The organism is Pseudomonas sp. RA_35y_Pfl2_P32 (assembly GCF_963970735.1).
In the GTDB taxonomy this organism is placed as follows: Bacteria; Pseudomonadota; Gammaproteobacteria; order Pseudomonadales; family Pseudomonadaceae; genus Aquipseudomonas.
The window spans coordinates 15,512-34,218 of record NZ_CAXAQF010000037.1 but is presented as its reverse complement, the minus strand read 5'-3'; the positions used below and the strand labels follow the sequence as shown (position 1 = coordinate 34,218).

Genomic DNA, 18,707 nt, shown 5'->3' with positions numbered 1-18,707 from the left:
GTCGACCCCAATGCGCATAAGCTTCATGTGTGGACTCCTTCTCACTGTTGACTGTGGTTCGCACTTTCAGTCTGGCACTCAAGATGCCGAGGTGAGGAGGAGTCCATCCCATTGCTTCTGGCCGATTGCTGCCTGTCGCGAAGAGCTGCAACCGACCCATAGCGGTCATCAGTAAGCGTCGTCCTGTAGTAGACGGTATCCCGCAGGCAGCGACGGTAATTGACCCGCGCGTATTTTCCAGGCGAGGTTGATCGGGCTCTCAGGTTTTAATGCAAGGCGCTCGGCAACCAGTGCCTCGGCAAGTGCGCGATTGCCAAGGCGAATAGCTGCTTCGGTCAGCGTCCATGAGAAGACATCACGCTGCGCGTGACTACCGCCGAAGCGGTTAGCTTTGGCGCGTAGCGGCATCAACGAAGCTATAGCTTGGGCGTAATCCCCACGACCAAACGCCACCAACCCTTCGCACGCTGGCACACCAATCTCTCTACTCATCATGGCTTTGGTACCACTGCCAGCAGCGGCCCGCTTCAGGGCATCCAACTGCTGAGCTTGTGCGCGTCTGTTTCCAGTACCCACGAATGACATCATCGCGTTCACGTCGTTAAAGGCGTAGAAGCCGTCTTCACAACGGGACTCCCATTTTTTGGCCAGTCCTTTCCACCGATCTCCAACGTCATGACCGAGCAGGGAGAGTCTCCAGAGCAGCGCTGATCCATCGAGTAGCTCAAGCGCTTGACCAAATCCACCCGCTGAAATGTCCTCATCAAAGAGACGAAGCGCGCCAGCCACGTCATTTGCCTCAAGGAGGAATAGCGCTTTGTGCCACCACAAATGGAAGGAAAACATGCTATTGGGAGCCCAGGCATTGGCGCTGGATGAAAGGTACTTAGCCCCCTCTTCGCTACGGCCCTGCATTTCCATGACATGAGTGACGGCATGCACTGCCCAACCATCCTGCGGGTTCAAGGCAACAGCCTCGCGACCCTGCTCTTCGGCCTGCCGGTAATCACCTGCCTCTTCCAGGCCAAAGGCGTACATCCCTTTCACAAAGCCAAAGCCAGGAACGTCGTTATCCCAGCGCGACATCACACGAGCCACGCGATCGCGTAGCATGTGCGAGTAACCTAGATAGAAGTCGCCCAAGTGGGCGTATTGTAGTGCCAGCAGATCGCGAGGGTGCTCGATCGAAACACGCCCCCAGATTTCGATTGCCCGCTCCCAGTCGCCGTCGAACCAAGCGCGTACTGCATGGATATGCTGCCTCTCGCGATCATTCGCTTTCGGTGCCAACTGCTCTGCCACGTCCAGGCTCTTGAACAGCTCTGAGTCAAACGCTTTGTCGGTCGCAGTCGCAATCGCGCCAGCACGAAAGGCGTAGGCCAGCGCAAAATCCGGGTGCTGCGCGATAATTTTGTCAGCCGCAGCCAGAGGATCGGCCTGGTAGGCATGCAGCAAGTCGCAAGCTCTATCCAGAGCATCGATTGCCTCCTGCGAGCCATAGGAAACAGGATTGCCACGCTTGTCGCGTTTGCTCATGGTTTCCTCCTGACCACGCCCTAAGGGCATAAATGATCGAGATGTGAAGATCGCTCTCGATTGTCTCCCCGAATTTGGCTCAGAAACACTTTTCCGACGAAACGTGAATGACTGCTTCTGGCCGATTGTGTTGAAAAAGTCGACCCGGTCGAGCTACCCATTTATCGAACGGTGAAAATGCCATTTTTGCACACCGCTACGTCAAATCTGAGCCTTGACCCCTCTGCGCAACGCACGAATTTCAATCTCGAACGCGTACTTTTCTGCCGTAGGAACAGAAGTCGACTTTTTCAACAGAATCGGCCGATTGCTGCCTGTTGGGAGGGTGTCTCCCGATCGCGGTCATTTGCAGAAAGTGTGAGTTGGTATCACTCCGGAGTCATGAGCACGGCCAGTGTCAGCTTGATGAACTCCTCATTACGGTCGATGGTGTCCAGGGCACCAAGTACGTTCTCGGCCACCCCCGGTGACCAGTGCTGCTCAACCCAGATTGAAAGCTCCATGATGGCGGCTTCAAGCGCGGGCTGGTTTTCGTTGAGTTTCTGAAGCAGGGATGGGAGCAGGTCGCTGTTCGGTATCGCGAATCTTCCGCGTAGTTTTCAGCGTAGCAGAAGGCTTGGAAGTGGGCTCGGTTGGCAAGGCCGGAGGAGGGGCGTCAGGCTGGCATAATGTTGTCATTACATAGCCAAACTGAGCCATATAAACCCCAAGGAGGGCTTTCTGCCGGGCTGAAAGCCGCAGGCTACGCGGCCCTCAGGGATGTCCTTCAAGATGATGAACCTGGACCGTTTCGAGTTAACTCGCGGCGTCTAGAGGGGAGGTTGGCAGAACCCTGGTAATACCAGCAAAAAGCGCCTCGGCTCGCCCTCCGGCTCCGACATCAGCGAGGGCATCCAGCGACCGTACACCTTGGCGATCATGGTCCAGTCTTTGTGGCCGAGTTGCTTGGCTACCCACATTGGATTCTCGCCAGCAGAAAGCATCTAACCAACGCCAGGGCAAGGCCGAAGTCAGTGGCGAAGGTGTGATCATGAACTGGGAGCCGGAAGCGTTGGGAGGGCTGTTCTAACCACTCAGAAAGCACCTCAATGAACCCCTCCCAATCGAAAAAAGACGTTCTGAGCGAAAGCACATGAGTTTGCCGAGCAGCAATACAACGTTGAAACGTTTGGTCGCCGACGCAGTTTTGGGGACTCTTGAGCGCCAACTTGGTCACCATGACGTGGGCTAGTAGATCCGCTGTCGGGAGGCCCTTGTCGATGACGTGCGCCGGTACGGGCACTTGGATACTGAAAGGAGCAGCGCGGCAATTCGTTTTCATTGATAATCGGCGCGCTGCATTTGCTGCATTAAGGGACGATTCATTCAAGGGAGGGAAGTCGTGTTAACCACATCTGGGAACAGCAACATTTTTCGACTGGCAACTGCCCAGGCATTCGCGAGTAGTAACTCCGTCATCGTCTATACGACCGGCGCAATTGTGGGAGACATGCTTGCACCGGACAAAGCATTGGCGACACTGCCTATCTCCATTTTTGTCGTGGGCATGGCGAGTTGCACGCTACCTGCCGGCGCTATTGCGCAGCGCTATGGACGCAGTCTCGTGTTTATGCTGGGAGCGTTGTGCGGCATCCTGATGGGAGTGCTGGCGGCGATTGGCATTTATGTGTCTTCTTTCCTTATTTTCTGTACTGCGATGCTGTTTGGTGGTGCTTATGCCGCTGTGGTGCTGACGTTTCGTTTCGCCGCTGCAGAATGCGTTCCAGAAAACAAGCAGCCCTGGGCGCTTTCAATCGTCATGGCGGCCGGGCTAGCGGCGGGTGTACTGGGTCCACAGACGGTCACTTATACGATGGACCTTTGGGAATCCCACCTGTTTATCGTTACTTATGTTGCAGCCGCATTCATGGCGGTGGTTTCGGCGGCGGTGCTGCTAGGTGTCGATTTACCACGTCATGAGGCGGCTGTTCGTACTCCAGGTCGCCCGCTTGCGGTGATTGTTCGGCAACCTCGACTCATCAACGCAATGCTCTGTGGTGTCATCATTTACACCTTGATGAATTTCCTGATGACTTCGGCCCCACTAGCAATGAAGCATGAGGATCTTTCACTGAAATCATCGAACCTGGCATTGCAGTGGCACGTCATTGCAATGTACGCCCCCAGTTTTTTTACCGGAAATCTGATCCGCCGTTTTGGGGCAAACCGCGTCGTGTTGATGGGGTTGATGTTAACCGCCGCGTCTATTGTTGTCGGGCTATCCGGCGTGCAGTCCTACCACTTTTATCTATGTTTGATCCTTCTAGGGATGGGTTGGAATTTCGGTTTTGTCGGCGCTTCTGCGCTCGTCCTTCAATGCCATAAGCCAAGCGAAAGAAATAGCGTCCAAGCGTTCAATGATTTCATTGTCTTTGGCGCCGTGGTGCTTGGCTCGTTTGCATCGGGAGGCGTATTGAATCGATACGGCTGGACCGTTATCTGTGCGCTTGCTTTTGTACCTGTACTGGTTGCTATAGCGACATTGATGTTGAGCGAGCATCGCGCCAGGTATTCAACTCAGGAACGCACCAGTTAGTTCCGGCAGCGTCCGGCAAACACTCAACCTTCGATTCTTCTGAAGCGCTGAACGACCGCGTTTGGCTGTGGATGCAACCGGTCGATGCAACAGATTGGCTAAATCGTTCTGCGGGTGTTTCGTCGTCCAGTGTTTTCCGAGGGCGGCTATTTAGCTGCCTTGCCACTTCATTGAGCTGCGCCTTGAGCTTGTCACGCTCGGTGATGACAGCCTGCTTGATGGATCGGATGATCGGGTCTCAATGCGCATCAGGTACTCGTGACTTGCCAATGTCTTTGGCCGTTTGGGTGTGGGCGGCCCGCCGGTTGGTGTCCAAGAGTGTGAACGGCTGCCCGGCATCTTCTACGTCGGCTTTCTGCTTCTTCATATCCTGAAGTTCGTTTTCACGAGGGAGGCAGCCCGGCGCAAGGACACGCTCGCCTCTGATGAATATGCCGCTGAAGTTTGTGAGCAGGAGCAACTGTGGATCTCTCGTGGCGTGAGTTCGGTGCCGACTATCGTGTTCAACGATCAGTATGCAGTCAGTGGTGGGCAGCCGATGGAGGTGTTTGTTGGCGCGATTCGGCAGATCATCCGTGAGGCTAAGGGCTGACCGCTGATCGTTATCTGCGGGTTTTTTCCCACTCAGTGGGAATCTGGTTTCAGTTAATGGAAAACTCGGTGCACCATGCCCGCAAGAGCATGAGGCCGATATGAACTACAACACACCCACTGATCGCTTGCTGCAAATCCTCGTCACTTTGGGGCAGTCCGGCGAGGCGATCTCCGCCAAAGAACTGTCCGAGCAACTGGCACAGCCACTCAGCAGCACTTATCGCCATCTCAAGACCCTGCTGCGCTGGGGGCTTGCCGAAGAGAACGGTCAGGGCCGCTATTTGCCGGGGCCAACCTGTTTGCAACTGGCCAAGAAATTCGACCGCGAAGCCGTGCTGGTGACCCTTGCCAAGCCGGAACTCAAGCGCCTGGCCGAGCAAAGCCAGGAAAGCGTGGCGTTAATGGTGCCCAGCAATGGCCAGGCGATTTGCATCGAGCTGGTCGACAGCCCGCAACCGCTGCGTTGCTGCTACCAAAAAGGGCTGGCCCAGCCGCTGTTGGTCGGTGCGTCGGCGAGAGTGCTGTTGGCCTATATGGATGAGGCGCAAAGCCTGTCAGCTCTTTTGGCGCAAGGCGTCGCAAGCGAGGAAGTCGCCACGTACCAGCGCAGTTTTGCCGATATCCGCGCTGCCGGTTATGCCGTGAGTGTGAGTGAAATCGACGACGGCATTTGGGGTATCAGCGCGCCGTTACTCGACAGCCGCAATCGCCTGCAAGGCGCCATCAGCCTCATGGCTCCTGCCTCCCGGGCGCACACCCGCAGTGAACGCCTGATCCGCTGGACCCAGGACGTGGCCCTGCGCCTGAGCGCCCGGCTCGACTGAATTTGACTGGAGTTTCAAGCATGACTGCTGTTTCTGACATACCCCTGTGGACAGGTCGTATCGACGCTGGCGAAGGGCAGGCTGCGCTGCGCTGGCATCAATGGGTCAAGCCCTTCTGCGAGGGTCAGTCTGCGGGTGCAGCACTGATTGGACTGGCCTGTGATGAAGGCGTCAAACGTAATCAAGGACGCACCGGCGCCCGTCTTGGCCCGTCAGCACTGCGCAAGGCGCTGGCCAACCTGGCGTGGCACGGCCGTGCGCCGCTGTATGACGCGGGCGATGTGAGCTGCACCGACAGCAACCTCGAAGGCGCGCAGCAGATTTACGCTCACCACGTCAGCTATCTGCTCAACCAGGGGCATTTGCCGTTGGGGTTGGGTGGCGGCCATGAAATCGCCTTTGCCAGCTTTAGCGGCCTGGCCGATCACCTGCGCCAGGCCACCCCGCATGCGCGGATCGGCGTTCTCAACTTTGATGCCCACTTTGATCTGCGCCATGGTGAACAAAGCAGTTCGGGTACCCCTTTTCGCCAGATAGCCGAGTACTGCCAGCGTGCACAGATGCCGTTCACCTATTGCTGCCTGGGTGTCAGCCAGTTGAACAACACCCTGGCGCTGTTTGAGCAGGCGCAGCGACTGAATGTGCGTTACCGCCTCGACCGGCAAATGAACAGCTGGGACATACCCGCCTGCGAAGCGCTGATCGATGAGTTCTTGCAAGACGTCGATCACCTCTACATGACCATCTGCCTTGATGTTCTGCCCGCCAGCCAGGCGCCCGGTGTCAGTGCGCCGTCTGCCCATGGCGTGGACATGCAGATCGTCGAGCACCTGATACGACATGCCAAGGCCAGCGGCAAATTGCGCATGGCCGACATCGCCGAACTCAACCCCGGCCTGGATATCGACAATCGAACCGCCCGCATTGGCGCGCGTCTGCTCGCCAGCCTGATCGATTAAGTTTTTCCGTAAATCCCTGAAACCGCTTGTTGAATCATAAGAAAAAGAGAAATTCGCCATGCTGACATTCGAACTGGATGCGCTGAGCACCCTCGCTCTCGCGCTGCTCCTGCTGGGCCTGGGTGCCCAACTGAAAAAACGTAGCTACTGGCTGCGTCACCTGTGTGTTCCTGCACCGGTGATTGGTGGTTTTGGTTTTGCCTTGGTGATCTGGCTGTTACGTGATCAACAACTGCTCAACCTGACCCTCGACACCAGCCTGCAAACCCCGCTGATGGTGGCGTTTTTCACCACTGTCGGTTTGGGTGGTAGCCTGGGTTTGCTGCGCAAGGGTGGCAAATTGCTGTTTATCTACCTGGGTGCGTGCTGGGGCCTGGCGCTTGTGCAAAACGTGGTGGGTGTCAGTGTCGCCAAGCTGCTGGGCATCGACCCGTTGCTGGGGATTATGGCCGGCGCGGTGTCACTGGAAGGCGGTTTTGGTGCGGCGGCAGCTTTCGGGCCGATTGCTGAAAACCTCGGTGCGGTCGGTGCGACCACTGCAGCGCTGGCAGCTGCAACCTTTGGCATGGTGGCAGGCGGCTTGCTGGGTAGCCCGCTGGCGCGCTGGTTGATCGAGCGCAACAAACTCGTGGTCAAGGCCGAAGCCGTTGGCAGCCTCAAGGCGTTCGAAGAAGTGGTCCATACCCCGCCGCCCGCGCTGGATGCTGCCACCTTGTTGCGCTTGTTGACCTGCATTGTGGTGATCATGGTGCTGGGGTTCTGGCTGGGCTCCAGCTTGCAACAGCATCTGGGTATCGTGTTGCCGAGCTATGTGGGCGCCATGTTCGTCGCGATCATCCTGCGCAACCTCAATGACCGTGCTCAGGTTATCGAGATGCCCGACCATGCCGTCAGCACTATCGGCGATGTGTGCCTGGGCATGTTCCTGACCATGGCAATGATGAGTCTGAAGTTTTGGGAGCTGGAGAAGCTCGGCTTGCCGCTGCTGGTGATTCTGGTGGTGCAGGTGGTGATCATGATTTTGCTGTGCGTGTTCGTCCTGTTCCGCCTGTTTGGCCGCAACTACGACGCGGCAGTCTTGTGCGCGGGCTTCATGGGTCACGGGCTGGGCGCGACGCCCAATGCAGTGGCCAACATGGGCGCCATTTGTGACCATTACAAAGTGTTCTCGTACAAAGCCTTCATCATCGTGCCGCTGTGCGGTGCCGTGCTGATCGACATTGTGGCTATCCCGATGATCACCTGGTTTATCAACGCATACAGTTGAGAATCACCTGGTTGCTTCATTGCTAAATCGCGCCGAAGCCGTCGCCGGCAAGACGGCTTCTGTGTTGTGGGAGCCGACTTGCCGGTCTGGTGGAGCGTTTTTTCCAGAAACTGAAGCAGTACCGCCGTATCGCAACCAGATATGAGCGACTGGCAAGAAACTACCAGTCGATGCTGAGTCTTGTATCAGCCGTCATATGGCTGGCCTGATTGAGACCCCCCCCTAGGTCCGCCCTCACATTGATCGAGTGGCAACGATAGGTTCCAAGGGTTGCCATCCACCACCGAGCGCTTTGAATGCAGCAACAGCCGAGCGCGCCGACTCCATTTGCGCCTGGGCCCGTGCGTCGGATGTTTGCAGCAGCTTTTCATCGGCACGTAGCACCTCAATCAAGCTAATCGCGCCTTTTTGATATCCCATGAATGAAGATTGTCTAGCGTAGGCAAGAGCGGTTTCACCTCTGCTTAGCGTGGCAGCCTGAGCTTGGCGATTGGCCAGGGAGGAGAAGGCGTTTTCAACATCTCCAGTGGCTTGCAGGACTGCCTGGCGGTAAGCAGCCAGGGCTTCAGCTTCGCTGCCCTTGGCCTGCTCGATCTGAGCGCTTACTCGGCCAAAATCGAAGAGCCTCCATCGCAGCCCTAGAACGGCTGCCGATTGGTTCGCTCCGCTGCTGAACAGATTGCCGCTTGATACTGCAGTTGCGCTGCCCAGCAATGCACTCAGGGAGAGCTTCGGGTAATACTCGCTCACCGCCATTCCAATGCGGGCGCTTGAAGCGGCGAGGCGACGCTCTGCCACGATGAGGTCGGGCCTGCGACGCAGCAGATCTGCAGGGGTACCGGTCGACGTCAGCTGCGGAGGGTGCGGAATACCTTTGGCTGTCGCCAAGGTTTGACGGTTGGTGCCGGGAGGTACGCCAAGCATTACGTCCAGTGCATTCAGGGTCGCATCAAGCCCCGTGCGCAGAACCGGTACGCTCGCCTGGGCCTGCGCAAGCTCGCCCTGCGTCTGACGCAGTTCGTATTCCGCAGCCAGCCCCTTGCCGTAAAGCAGCTGAACCTTCTCCAGTAGATCCTCCTGTGTGTTGACCTGTTGCTGGGCAATGGCCAATCGGGTTTGCAGGCCCCGGATGGTGATGTAGGTATCAGCCGTCAGAGCGGCGACTGCAAGCCTTGCTGCAATGACGCTTGCTTCAGAGGCCTCGTACTCAGCCAGTGCAGCCTGTCTGCCGCGGCGCAGACCGCCGAATACATCTAACTCCCAGCTTGCGCTGAGGTCAGCTTCGTAGGCGTTGCCATAGCGATCATAGCCGGGCGTCGAGTCAAGGACTTGGCCGAGTGGCGTTTCAACTGATTGATAGGCGCGTGCCGCTTGGGCGCTGGAGTAGCCAGATGGCAGAAGCGCCGCCGTTGCAATACCGATTGCTGCCCGCGCCTGGGTGAGTTGCGCATTGGCTTGGGCCAGGTTGAGATTCTTGGTCAGGGCCCGTGAGACAAAGTCGCTGAGCAAGGGATCATCGAAACCTTCCCACCAAACGACATTGCTTGCTGAGCGCACTGTAATATTCGGTTCTTTACCCGGTTGCGTCAGAAAACGATCATTGAGTGGAGCGTCTGGACGCTGATAATCCGGACCTACGGCGCAACTCGCCAGTAGGCCGGTACTTATGACCAGTGCGTACGTAGAGAGCGGGCGCATTGAATTTCCCCTGTGCAGATTTAAGGTGTGACGATATTACAATATGGTCACTCGTTGTCAATCAGGGCTCGTGGAGCTAAGCTGCAAATATGACTAATCAATCGAAGACGACCCCGGCACGCGGTCCATCGGACCATAGCGTGCGTGACCAGGTCGTGGAGGCGGCCACCCAGCACTTCGGACACTACGGATACGAGAAGACCACGGTCTCCGATCTGGCCAAGGCCATCGGCTTCTCCAAAGCCTATATCTACAAATTCTTTGACTCCAAACAGGCTATCGGTGAGGTGATTTGCGCCAATCGGCTGGCAATGATCATGGCCATCGTGGAGACGGCGATCGCGGATGCGCCAACGGCCTCCGAGAAGCTACGGCGCTTGTTCCGCGCGCTCGTCGAGGCAGGTAGTGACCTGTTTTTTCACGACCGCAAGCTCTATGACATAGCCGCTGTAGCGGGTCGAGACCAGTGGCCCTCTGCCAAGGCACACGACGAGCGCCTGCGCCTGCTGGTCCAGGAGATCGTTCTCGAAGGGCGGCAGTTGGGCGAGTTCGAGCGCAAGACTCCCCTGGATGAGGCCGTCCAGGCGATTCATCTGGTCATGCGCCCCTACATCAGTCCCGTGCAGTTGCAGTACAACCTGGATATCGTCACGACGGCTCCGGTGCACCTGTCGGCCCTGATACTGCGTAGCCTGGCGCCTTGAGATTGTGACTATTGACTAATTTGGTCACTAAATAGAAAATCGTTTCCCTGTTCACTTGATATGAGTCAGGGATCCCATGCTTCGATCCAGATCTGCAACCATTGCCGTTTGCTTATGGCCTCTCGTGTTGACTGCCTGCGGCGAATCGTCGAGCGAGCGCGATCCGCGAACTCAACCGCCCCTGGTAAGAGCCGCTACGGTCGCGAGCGCTGATGGCGCATCGCGTTCGTTTACCGGTGTGGTGGTCGCTCGTGTTCAAAGCGATTTGGGGTTTCGCGTATCGGGGAAGGTACTGGAGCGTTTGGTTGACACCGGGCAGGCAGTCAAACGGGGCCAGCCCCTGATGCGCCTGGATCCCATTGACCTTGGTCTCCAGGCCCAAGCCCAAGTGCAAGTGGTTGCGGCCGCGGCTGCACGGGCCAAGCAAACAGCAGATGACGAAGCGCGTCATCGCGATCTGGTAGCCGCTGGTGCAATCTCGGCTTCGGCTTACGATCGGATCAAGTCGATGGCTGACACGGCAAAGGCAGAATTCAACGCGGCGCAAGCCCAGGCCAATGTCGCTCGCAACGCCAGTGAATACGCCCTTTTGCTCGCCGATGCCGACGGTGTAGTGATTGACACTTTGGCCGAGCCTGGGCAGGTCGTAAGTGCAGGTCAACCCGTCGTCAGGTTGGCCAAGGCTGGGCCGCGCGAGGCTATCGTCCATTTACCCGAAACATTGCGTCCCGCTATTGGCGCCCAGGCTCAGGCCAAGTTGTACGGCGGTGGTACGAAGATAATTCCTGCGAAGCTGAGGTTGCTGTCCGACGCAGCTGATCCGCTCACGCGTACGTTCGAAGCCCGCTATGTGCTTGATGACTCAAGCGCCAACCCACCGCTGGGTTCTACCGTCACGCTCCGTATCGCTGACGACAAGGCTGCCCAGCTCGCGCTTGCGGTTCCCATGGCCGCCATCTACGACTCCGGGAAGGGGCCAGGCGTGTGGATCGTAACGGGCACGCCAGCCACAGTCTCATGGCGCGCCGTTCAACTGCTGGGTTTGAGCGACGAGTCGGCGGCGGTCAGTGGCGACCTCAACCCCGGTGAACAGATCGTTGCTTTGGGAGCGCATTTACTCCACGAGGGTGAGCAGGTGCGGGTCCAGCAACCGGATTACGTTAACGAAGGGGAACGACCATGAGCGGGGGTCGTTTCAACCTTTCTGCACTGGCCGTTCGCGAACGGTCCATCACGCTGTTCCTGATTTTTTTGATCGGCGTGGCGGGAACGCTTTCATTTTTCAAACTGGGCCGCGCAGAAGACCCGCCATTCACCGTCAAACAGATGACCGTGATTTCCGTATGGCCAGGCGCGACCGCGCAAGAGATGCAGGACCAGGTCGCTGAACCGCTTGAAAAGCGCCTGCAGGAATTGAAATGGTATGACCGTAGTGAGACCTACACTCGGCCAGGCCTGGCTTTCACCATGGTCTCACTATTGGATAAAACCCCACCTTCGCAAGTGCAGGAGGAGTTTTATCAAGCGCGTAAAAAACTCAGTGATGTATCGAAAAGCTTGCCTGCGGGCGTTATCGGTCCGATGGTCAATGATGAATTCTCGGACGTGACCTTTGCCCTTTTTGCGTTAAAGGCTAAAGGTGAACCCCAACGATTACTCGTGCGCGATGCTGAATCGCTGCGCCAGCGTTTGCTTCATGTACCGGGTGTGAAAAAGATCAATATCATCGGTGAACAAGCCGAGCGGATCTTCGTATCGTTCTCCCATGAACGGCTGGCAACCCTGGGTATCTCTGTGCAGGCGATTTTTTCGGCACTCAATAACCAGAACGTTTTGACCCCTGCCGGTTCGATTGAAACCAGCGGGGCGCAGGTGTTTCTCCGTCTGGATGGGGCCCTCGACACACTGGGGAAAATCCGCAACACGCCCATTGTGGCGCGGGGCAAAACCCTGAAGCTTTCGGATGTGGCGACAGTCGAGCGCGGGTACGAAGACCCCGCGACTTTTCTGGTGCGCAACCAGGGTGAACCGGCCCTGCTGTTGGGCATCGTGATGCGCGACGGGTGGAACGGTCTGGACCTTGGTAAAGCGCTGGATGCTGAAACGGCCAAAATCAATCAAGGCATGCCATTGGGCATGACGCTTGCGAAGGTCACTGACCAGTCGGTGAACATCAGTTCGGCCGTTGACGAGTTCATGATCAAATTTTTCGTCGCGCTGCTGGTGGTGATGCTGGTCTGCTTCCTCAGTATGGGCTGGCGGGTGGGGGTGGTCGTTGCCGCGGCCGTACCGCTGACACTGGCGATTGTCTTCGTGGTGATGGCGGCCACAGGCAAGAACTTTGACCGAATTACCCTGGGATCATTAATCCTGGCGCTGGGCCTGTTGGTGGACGACGCCATCATTGCCATCGAAATGATGGTGGTGAAGATGGAAGAAGGTTACGACCGTATCAAGGCATCAGCTTACGCCTGGAGCCACACCGCAGCGCCAATGCTTGCCGGTACATTAGTGACCGCTGTGGGTTTCATGCCCAACGGTTTTGCGCAGTCGACTGCTGGCGAGTACACCAGCAACATGTTCTGGATTGTCGGCATCGCGTTGATTGCCTCCTGGGTCGTTGCAGTGGTCTTCACGCCTTATCTGGGGGTGAAGATGTTGCCTGCAATCAAGCCCGTTGCAGGGGGGCATGCCGCTATTTATGACACCGCCCACTACAACCGTTTTCGAGGACTCCTGGCTCAGGTCATTGCCCGGAAATGGTGGGTGGCAGGTGCGGTGATCGCTGCGTTTGTGGTGGCGATTCTCGGGATGGGATTGGTTAAAAAACAATTCTTCCCGACATCGGATCGTCCAGAAGTACTCATCGAAGTGCAAATGCCTTATGGCACCTCCATTGAGGTGACCAGCGCCACGACAGCTAAAGTCGAGGCATGGCTGCAAAAGCAGGATGCAGCAAAGATCGTCACGTCTTACATCGGGCAGGGCTCGCCGCGTTTTTATCTGGCAATGGCACCGGAGCTGCCGGACCCATCGTTTGCCAAGATCGTTGTACTGACTGAAAGCCAGGAAGCACGCGAGTCTCTCACGCTACGGATGCGTGAGGCTGTTGTTCAAGGGCTGGCACCTGAGGCCCGGGTTCGAGTTACACAACTGGTGTTCGGTCCTTACTCACCGTTTCCTGTTGCGTACCGGGTGACGGGGCCAAATGCTGACACGTTGCGAGAGATCGCTGGGCGGATTGAAACGGTCATGCAGGCGAGTCCGCTGATGCGGACCGTCAACCGCGATTGGGGACCACGAACACCCACGCTGCATTTCTCTCTGGATCAGGATCGATTGCAAGTTTTCGGGTTGACGTCGAGTGCAGTTGCCCAGCAATTACAGTTCCTGCTCTCAGGCATCCCGATCACGTCTGTGCGCGAAGACATTCGTTCAGTGGAGGTGGTGGGGCGAGCAGCGGATGATATTCGGCTAGATCCTGCGAAGATCGAGGGTTTCACGCTGGTGGGCGCTGCCGGCCAGCGCATTCCCCTTTCACAGATAGGTGAGGTCAGGGTACGTATGGAGGATCCGATTCTGCGCCGTCGAGACCGGGCACCGACCATCACTGTGCGCGGTGATATTGCGCAGGATCTGCAACCACCGGATGTATCCAACAAGATAATGAAAGAACTGCTGCCGATCATCGCGAGCCTTCCGGATGGCTATCGCATTGAGCAAGCCGGATCTATTGAGGAGTCGGCAAAGGCCACTGTGGCATTGGCACCACTGTTTCCGATCATGATCGCAATCACATTGCTGATTATCATCCTTCAGGTACGTTCGATGTCGGCGATGGTGATGGTGTTTTTCACCGCACCGTTGGGATTGATTGGAGTAGTGCCAACCCTGCTACTGTTCAACCAGCCATTCGGGATCAACGCCCTTGTCGGGCTGATCGCCCTTTCCGGGATCCTGATGCGCAACACTTTGATCCTGATCGGGCAAATCGATCACAACGTCAAGGATGGGCTTGAGCCGTTCAATGCGGTGGTCGAAGCAACGGTACAGCGCGCTCGCCCGGTATTGCTCACAGCGGTGGCGGCGATTCTGGCATTCATCCCGCTAACGCACTCAGTGTTCTGGGGCACCCTGGCTTACACCTTGATTGGCGGCACCCTAGTGGGGACCGTCATGACGCTGGTTTTCCTGCCAGCGATGTACTCAATCTGGTTCAAGATTCGCCCTGTGAATCGCCTTCCTTCCGATCAATCTCGGTGACCGAGGTCAATCGCATCAATTTTTGTGCGAGATACAGCCGCAAGTCGTCCATATAAGTGAATACCACGGGAACGAACACCAAACTCAGGACAGTCGAGGTGATCAATCCCCCAATGACAGCGATCGCCATCGGCGCCCGAAAGCCGCTGTCGGCACCACTGCTGAGAACTGCAGGAACCATACCGGCGGCCATGGCGATGGTCGTCATGATGATAGGACGGGCACGCTCTGCGCCTGAACGCAGAAGTGAGTCTTTGCGCGAAACCCCCTCCCGGCGTTTCTCACTGGCGAACTCGACCAGAAGAATAGAGTTCTTCGTGACAATGCCCATTAACATCAAGATGCCGATCATCGCGGGAAGGTCGAGTGCTGCGCCATAGAGCAGTAGACCTAGAATGGCACCACCGATGGACAGAGGAAGCGCGACCAGGATAGTGATGGGCTGCAGAAAATCCTTGAACAGCAGCACAAGGACGGCATACACCATCAGGATGCCAAACCCCATGGCAACACCAAACTTGTCGAACATCTCGCTCATGTACTCTGCATCACCATATTCAACACGGCGCACACTCTCAGGCAGCGCCTGCAGTAGGGGTAGGGTATTGATGCTGTCGAGGGCATCGCCAAGGGTGACGCCAGCACTCAGGTCCGCATCCACCGACACCCGTCGAAGACGGTCAAAGCGCTCTATACGAGCTGGGCCGTCTGCGAAGCCGATCGTGGCGACGACGTGAAGTGGAACGCTGTTGCCGTCATCGGTGGGAATGCTCAGATTTTGAAGCGTGTGCAGATCACTGCGTGAGCGCTCATCCAGCACGACGCGAATAGGTACCTGGCGATCGGGCAGGTTGAATCGAGCAGAGCTTGCATCAACTTCGCCGAGTGTGGCTATGCGTATGATATTTCCGATACTGGCAGCAGAGACGCCCGCCTGTGCCGCCTCGTGAAGACGGGGCTGGATTAATAACTCCGGGCGAGCAAGCGGCTCGTTGACCTGAGTATTGACGATGCCTGCGACGCCTCGCATTTGTCGCTGAAGTTCGTTCGCGCTCTCTGACAGCTGTTGGGGGTCCGCGCTGAGCAGGATGATGGAAACATCACGTGCATCGCTGCCCCCCTGGAAGGTGAATCGTATGTCATCGAACTGATTCAGATCTTGCTGTAATGATTGCTCGAACCCTTTTTGACTCAGCGCCCGTTCGTTTGGGGACTTGAGGCGGACCAGAAGCATGCCTTGGGTGACATCATTCGCCCCTGCAGCATCCTGTCCTCCGGCCAGCGTGAATACGGCATTCACTTCCTGGTGCTGGGCGATTTGGTTGCTGGCTTCTCGCAGCTTCTCGTCTGTCTGAGCCAGTGGTGTACCCGGCGTCATCTCGACGTTGACTTGCGTCAGGCTCAGATCGCTGACAGGCAGGAAACCCGTGGGAAGCAAAGGAATCAAGAGGAGCGAACTGATAAGGAACGCCACCCCACTCGAAAGTGCCAGGCGGCGATGCCGAAGTGACCAGTCCAACAATCTTATATAGCGCGCCATCAACTTGCCCGGCTGGTCGTAGGGGCCATGACCAACTGGACCCCCACCAACCTTCGGCTGCATCAAATAGGCAGCGAGAAGCGGTGTTGCCATCCTTGCGACCAACATGGAGGCCAGTACGGCCACGGAAACGGTAATACCGAACTGTGTGAAGTAGCGTCCAATGTAGCCGCCAATGAAACTGACAGGAAGAAACACGGCCACAATGGTCGCGGTGATGGCAACGACTGCGAAGCCTATCGCACCGGACGCATCAATCGCGGCCCGGAACGGACGCTTGCCCATGTCCAGATGGCGCTCAATGTTCTCAATTTCGACAATGGCATCATCGACCAGAATACCGATGACCAAGGTCAAGGCCAGTAAGGTGATGCTGTTTAGGGTGTAGCCCAGCAATGCCATGGCGGCGAATGTCGGGAGGATCGACAACGGGAGCGCAATGGACGCGACCAAGGTGGCGCGCCAGCTGCGCAAGAAGAAGAACACCACAATGATGGTCAACCCTGCGCCTTCCAACAAAGTCATCATGGACATTGTGTAGCTTGAGCGGGTGTAGTCTACCGTGGAGGCGAACTGTTGGATCTTGAGATCGCCGTAGCTGCGTTGTAGGCCCGCGATGGTCTCTTCAACGCCCTGAGCAACCACTGTGTCGCTGGAGCCTTTGGTGCGATAAACGGCAAAACCAACAACTTCCCGACCATTTAACCGGGCAAGTTCCCGGCGCTCACTGCTGGCGTCGCGCACGGTCGCAAGGTCGCCCAAGGTGGCCCATCGCGCCCCTGGCAGAGAAATTGGACGAGCCGCAAGCGCCTCCACGCTTGCGGCGCTACCCAGCGTTCTAATAGCTTGTTCGCGGCCGTAAAGAATGATGCGTCCGCCAGGCACATCCACATTGCTCTGCACCAATTGTGTGTTGACCTGTTCGGCACTGATGCCGAGTGCTGCAAGCCGATCCGGCTTAAGTTCAATCAGGATTTCACGGTTCACGCCTCCCATGCGCTGTACACGCTGCACGCCGGGTGTCGCGAGCAATGCTCGGCTGACGGTATCGTCCACGAACCACGAAAGTTCCACGGTACTGCGTTCAGCGGAATCGACTGCGTAATAGAGGATCGCGCCGCCTTCTACATCTACCCGTGAAATGCGTGGTTCCAGTACGGCTGGCGGTAATTCTGCGCGCACCTCGGTGACGGCTTCGCGCACGTCACTCGTTGCGCGGTCGGGATCGACGCCGAGTTGAAATTCAACCGTGGTCAGAGAGGTGCCATCGCTCAGTGTTGAGCTCATGTGCCGGATACCGGCAAGCCCGGCAATGGCATTTTCTACGCGGCGGGTGACCGCATTTTCCAACTCGCTCGACGCGGCGCCGGGCAGGGTGACCGCAACGGTGACGACGGGAAAGTCCACTCGCGGATTCGCGTTGATGGGCAAGCCGATGAAAGCGCCGATGCCGACGACTGCGAGTAATAAGAACAGAACCAGCGTGGGAATGGGCCGGCGAATGGCCCAAGATGAGATCTGGAAACTCATGGTGTTTGCTCGGTCAGATAGGCATCCCCGTCGGAGGTGGTCACAACATCTCCTTCGCGCACAAAAGCGGACGCATTTGCCACTACCCGCTCGCCGGCCTGCAAGCCTGAGGTGATCTCCAGCAAGTCACCGCTGCGCCGACCGCTTGTCACCATCCGACGCGTGATGACCCCCTGGTCATTGACCTGCATCACGTAGGCCCGATTGGTATCGATGACAGAAACTGCCCGAGCCGGCAATGTCACGTCGAGCTGGCGCCGTTCCAGGCCCAGCGTTGCTTGAGCATAGGTGCCGGCGCGCAGTAGTGGGGAGTAGCTCAACGCAATGCGCACGCGACCGAGTCGGGATCTGGCATCAACCTTGGGGGCGACCAATCGAACGGTCCCCTCCATGGGAGCAGTAATCCCGGTAATTTGAACGTTAAGCGTTTGTCCTGGCTCAATGTCAATCAGATCGGTTTCTGCCACCTCACCCTCGAATTCGATGAGACCCTCTCGAATCAGCCGGAACAAGGGATCGCCACCGCTCAAGGAGCCTGCACGTGCCGTGCGCTCCGCGATAACGCCTGCAAAGGGCGCCTGGATGTCGGCCTTGCTCCGCTGGTGGCGAGCGTCGGCAAGTTGTGCGAACGCGTGTTCAACTTCAGCGCGTGCTGCACGCAGATTGGCCGCTGCCGAGTACGCTTGAGCACGACTCTGATCTACCTGCTGCTCACTGACTGCCCCGCTTTCACTCAGCAGTTCGATGCGCTTGAAGCTGGCTTCTGATTCAGCTTTGACAGCTTCCTGCTGGGCGACCGTTGCAACCGCACGGGTCCACACCGCTCTGGCTTGACGAACTTGTGCGTCCAGGCTTTGAGTTTCCAGGCGAGCCAGCAACTGTCCAGCCTGGACGCTGTCTCCTTCCTCCACTTTTACCTCTGCCACACGCTGTTCTGGCACCGAGGAACTGATCGCAATTTCCTCGCGTGCGGCGAGCGTCCCATTCACGCGCAAAGAGCTATCGAGCATCGCAGGGCCTGCCGTGACGGTGCTGACCCGCAGTGGCGCTATTACGGATGCGGCGGGTTTGCTGGAAGGCCAAAGCAACCATGCTCCCAGGCTAACCAGCAGCAGGCAGACACCCCCCCAAAACCATGGGCGGCGAGATCGTGGTGCACTGGCAAAGGCGCGGTTCGGGTTCATCGAAGTGTTCATTGGGGGGCGTCCGAGATAGCG

At 57.4% G+C, this 18,707-nt stretch carries 12 protein-coding genes and 3 pseudogenes; 9 read left to right on the top strand and 6 right to left on the bottom strand.

What is annotated here, in order from left to right; genetic code table 11:
* Nucleotides 1-168: 168 nt before the first annotated feature.
* The 3 genes and pseudogenes from AACY45_RS26100 to AACY45_RS26090 all read right to left on the bottom strand — a co-directional run.
* Nucleotides 169-1,536 (bottom strand): tetratricopeptide repeat protein, encoded by a 1,368-nt coding sequence (locus tag AACY45_RS26100; RefSeq protein ID WP_339548295.1) that lies wholly within the window; start codon nt 1,534-1,536, stop codon nt 169-171.
* 368 nt (nt 1,537-1,904) lie between these two features.
* A complete protein-coding gene (locus AACY45_RS26095) occupies nt 1,905-2,114 on the bottom strand; it encodes a hypothetical protein (RefSeq protein ID WP_339548297.1) in 210 nt (69 codons plus the stop codon).
* A gap of 217 nt (nt 2,115-2,331) precedes the next feature.
* Nucleotides 2,332-2,519: pseudogene (locus AACY45_RS26090) on the bottom strand (site-specific integrase); the annotation flags it as partial.
* 2 nt (nt 2,520-2,521) lie between these two features.
* Here AACY45_RS26090 and AACY45_RS26085 point away from each other — a divergent pair.
* The 6 genes and pseudogenes from AACY45_RS26085 to gltS form a co-directional block, all read left to right on the top strand.
* Nucleotides 2,522-2,605 (top strand): annotated as a pseudogene (locus AACY45_RS26085) (DNA adenine methylase); the annotation flags it as partial.
* A 312-nt stretch (nt 2,606-2,917) separates the two neighbouring features.
* A complete protein-coding gene (locus tag AACY45_RS26080) occupies nt 2,918-4,111 on the top strand; it encodes an MFS transporter (RefSeq protein ID WP_339548294.1) in 1,194 nt (397 codons plus the stop codon).
* Between the two features lie 400 nt (nt 4,112-4,511).
* Nucleotides 4,512-4,703: pseudogene (locus AACY45_RS26075) on the top strand (DsbA family protein); the annotation flags it as partial.
* 100 nt (nt 4,704-4,803) lie between these two features.
* Nucleotides 4,804-5,529, top strand: coding sequence for an IclR family transcriptional regulator (locus tag AACY45_RS26070; RefSeq protein WP_339548293.1), 726 nt, complete (start codon nt 4,804-4,806; stop codon nt 5,527-5,529).
* Nucleotides 5,530-5,549: 20 nt separating this feature from the next.
* Nucleotides 5,550-6,488: a formimidoylglutamase gene (gene hutG, locus AACY45_RS26065; protein ID WP_339548291.1), complete on the top strand. Its 939-nt coding sequence runs from the start codon at nt 5,550-5,552 to the stop codon at nt 6,486-6,488.
* Between the two features lie 58 nt (nt 6,489-6,546).
* Nucleotides 6,547-7,755, top strand: coding sequence for a sodium/glutamate symporter (gltS, locus tag AACY45_RS26060; protein ID WP_185818139.1), 1,209 nt, complete (start codon nt 6,547-6,549; stop codon nt 7,753-7,755).
* A 234-nt stretch (nt 7,756-7,989) separates the two neighbouring features.
* On the opposite strand, the gene AACY45_RS26050 is transcribed toward gltS, so the two are convergent.
* Nucleotides 7,990-9,453, bottom strand: a complete 1,464-nt coding sequence (locus tag AACY45_RS26050) for an efflux transporter outer membrane subunit (RefSeq protein ID WP_339548289.1) — start codon at nt 9,451-9,453, stop codon at nt 7,990-7,992.
* A gap of 89 nt (nt 9,454-9,542) precedes the next feature.
* Between AACY45_RS26050 and AACY45_RS26045 the strand changes: the two genes are divergently transcribed.
* The 3 genes from AACY45_RS26045 to AACY45_RS26035 all read left to right on the top strand — a co-directional run bounded on the left by AACY45_RS26045 (nt 9,543) and on the right by AACY45_RS26035 (nt 14,420).
* Nucleotides 9,543-10,157 (top strand): TetR/AcrR family transcriptional regulator, encoded by a 615-nt coding sequence (locus AACY45_RS26045; RefSeq protein WP_339548288.1) that lies wholly within the window; start codon nt 9,543-9,545, stop codon nt 10,155-10,157.
* A gap of 76 nt (nt 10,158-10,233) precedes the next feature.
* A complete protein-coding gene (locus tag AACY45_RS26040) occupies nt 10,234-11,340 on the top strand; it encodes an efflux RND transporter periplasmic adaptor subunit (protein ID WP_339548287.1) in 1,107 nt (368 codons plus the stop codon).
* Nucleotides 11,337-14,420 (top strand): efflux RND transporter permease subunit, encoded by a 3,084-nt coding sequence (locus AACY45_RS26035; RefSeq protein ID WP_339548286.1) that lies wholly within the window; start codon nt 11,337-11,339, stop codon nt 14,418-14,420. The genes AACY45_RS26040 and AACY45_RS26035 overlap by 4 nt, the downstream gene beginning before the upstream one ends.
* Here the strand turns inward: AACY45_RS26035 and AACY45_RS26030 are convergent.
* Both AACY45_RS26030 and AACY45_RS26025 read right to left on the bottom strand, forming a co-directional pair.
* On the bottom strand, nt 14,374-17,490 hold the full coding sequence (locus AACY45_RS26030; protein WP_339548285.1) for an efflux RND transporter permease subunit: 3,117 nt from the start codon (nt 17,488-17,490) through the stop codon (nt 14,374-14,376). The two genes, AACY45_RS26035 and AACY45_RS26030, sit on opposite strands and share 47 nt — an antisense overlap.
* A complete protein-coding gene (locus AACY45_RS26025; protein ID WP_339548284.1) occupies nt 17,487-18,674 on the bottom strand; it encodes an efflux RND transporter periplasmic adaptor subunit in 1,188 nt (395 codons plus the stop codon). Before AACY45_RS26025 ends, AACY45_RS26030 begins: the two co-directional genes overlap by 4 nt.
* Nucleotides 18,675-18,707: the final 33 nt, after the last annotated feature.

Excerpts from the sequence above, each read along its gene's own strand:
- AACY45_RS26030 (WP_339548285.1), bottom strand. The coding sequence starts at position 17,490 with ATGAGTTTCCAGATCTCATCTTGGGCCATTCGCCGGCCCATTCCCACG.
- AACY45_RS26100 (WP_339548295.1), bottom strand. The coding sequence starts at position 1,536 with ATGAGCAAACGCGACAAGCGTGGCAATCCTGTTTCCTATGGCTCGCAG.
- AACY45_RS26025 (WP_339548284.1), bottom strand. The coding sequence starts at position 18,674 with ATGAACCCGAACCGCGCCTTTGCCAGTGCACCACGATCTCGCCGCCCA.
- AACY45_RS26070 (WP_339548293.1), top strand. The coding sequence starts at position 4,804 with ATGAACTACAACACACCCACTGATCGCTTGCTGCAAATCCTCGTCACT.
- AACY45_RS26045 (WP_339548288.1), top strand. The coding sequence starts at position 9,543 with ATGACTAATCAATCGAAGACGACCCCGGCACGCGGTCCATCGGACCAT.
- gltS (WP_185818139.1), top strand. The coding sequence starts at position 6,547 with ATGCTGACATTCGAACTGGATGCGCTGAGCACCCTCGCTCTCGCGCTG.
- hutG (WP_339548291.1), top strand. The coding sequence starts at position 5,550 with ATGACTGCTGTTTCTGACATACCCCTGTGGACAGGTCGTATCGACGCT.
- AACY45_RS26035 (WP_339548286.1), top strand. The coding sequence starts at position 11,337 with ATGAGCGGGGGTCGTTTCAACCTTTCTGCACTGGCCGTTCGCGAACGG.
- AACY45_RS26040 (WP_339548287.1), top strand. The coding sequence starts at position 10,234 with ATGCTTCGATCCAGATCTGCAACCATTGCCGTTTGCTTATGGCCTCTC.
- AACY45_RS26050 (WP_339548289.1), bottom strand. The coding sequence starts at position 9,453 with ATGCGCCCGCTCTCTACGTACGCACTGGTCATAAGTACCGGCCTACTG.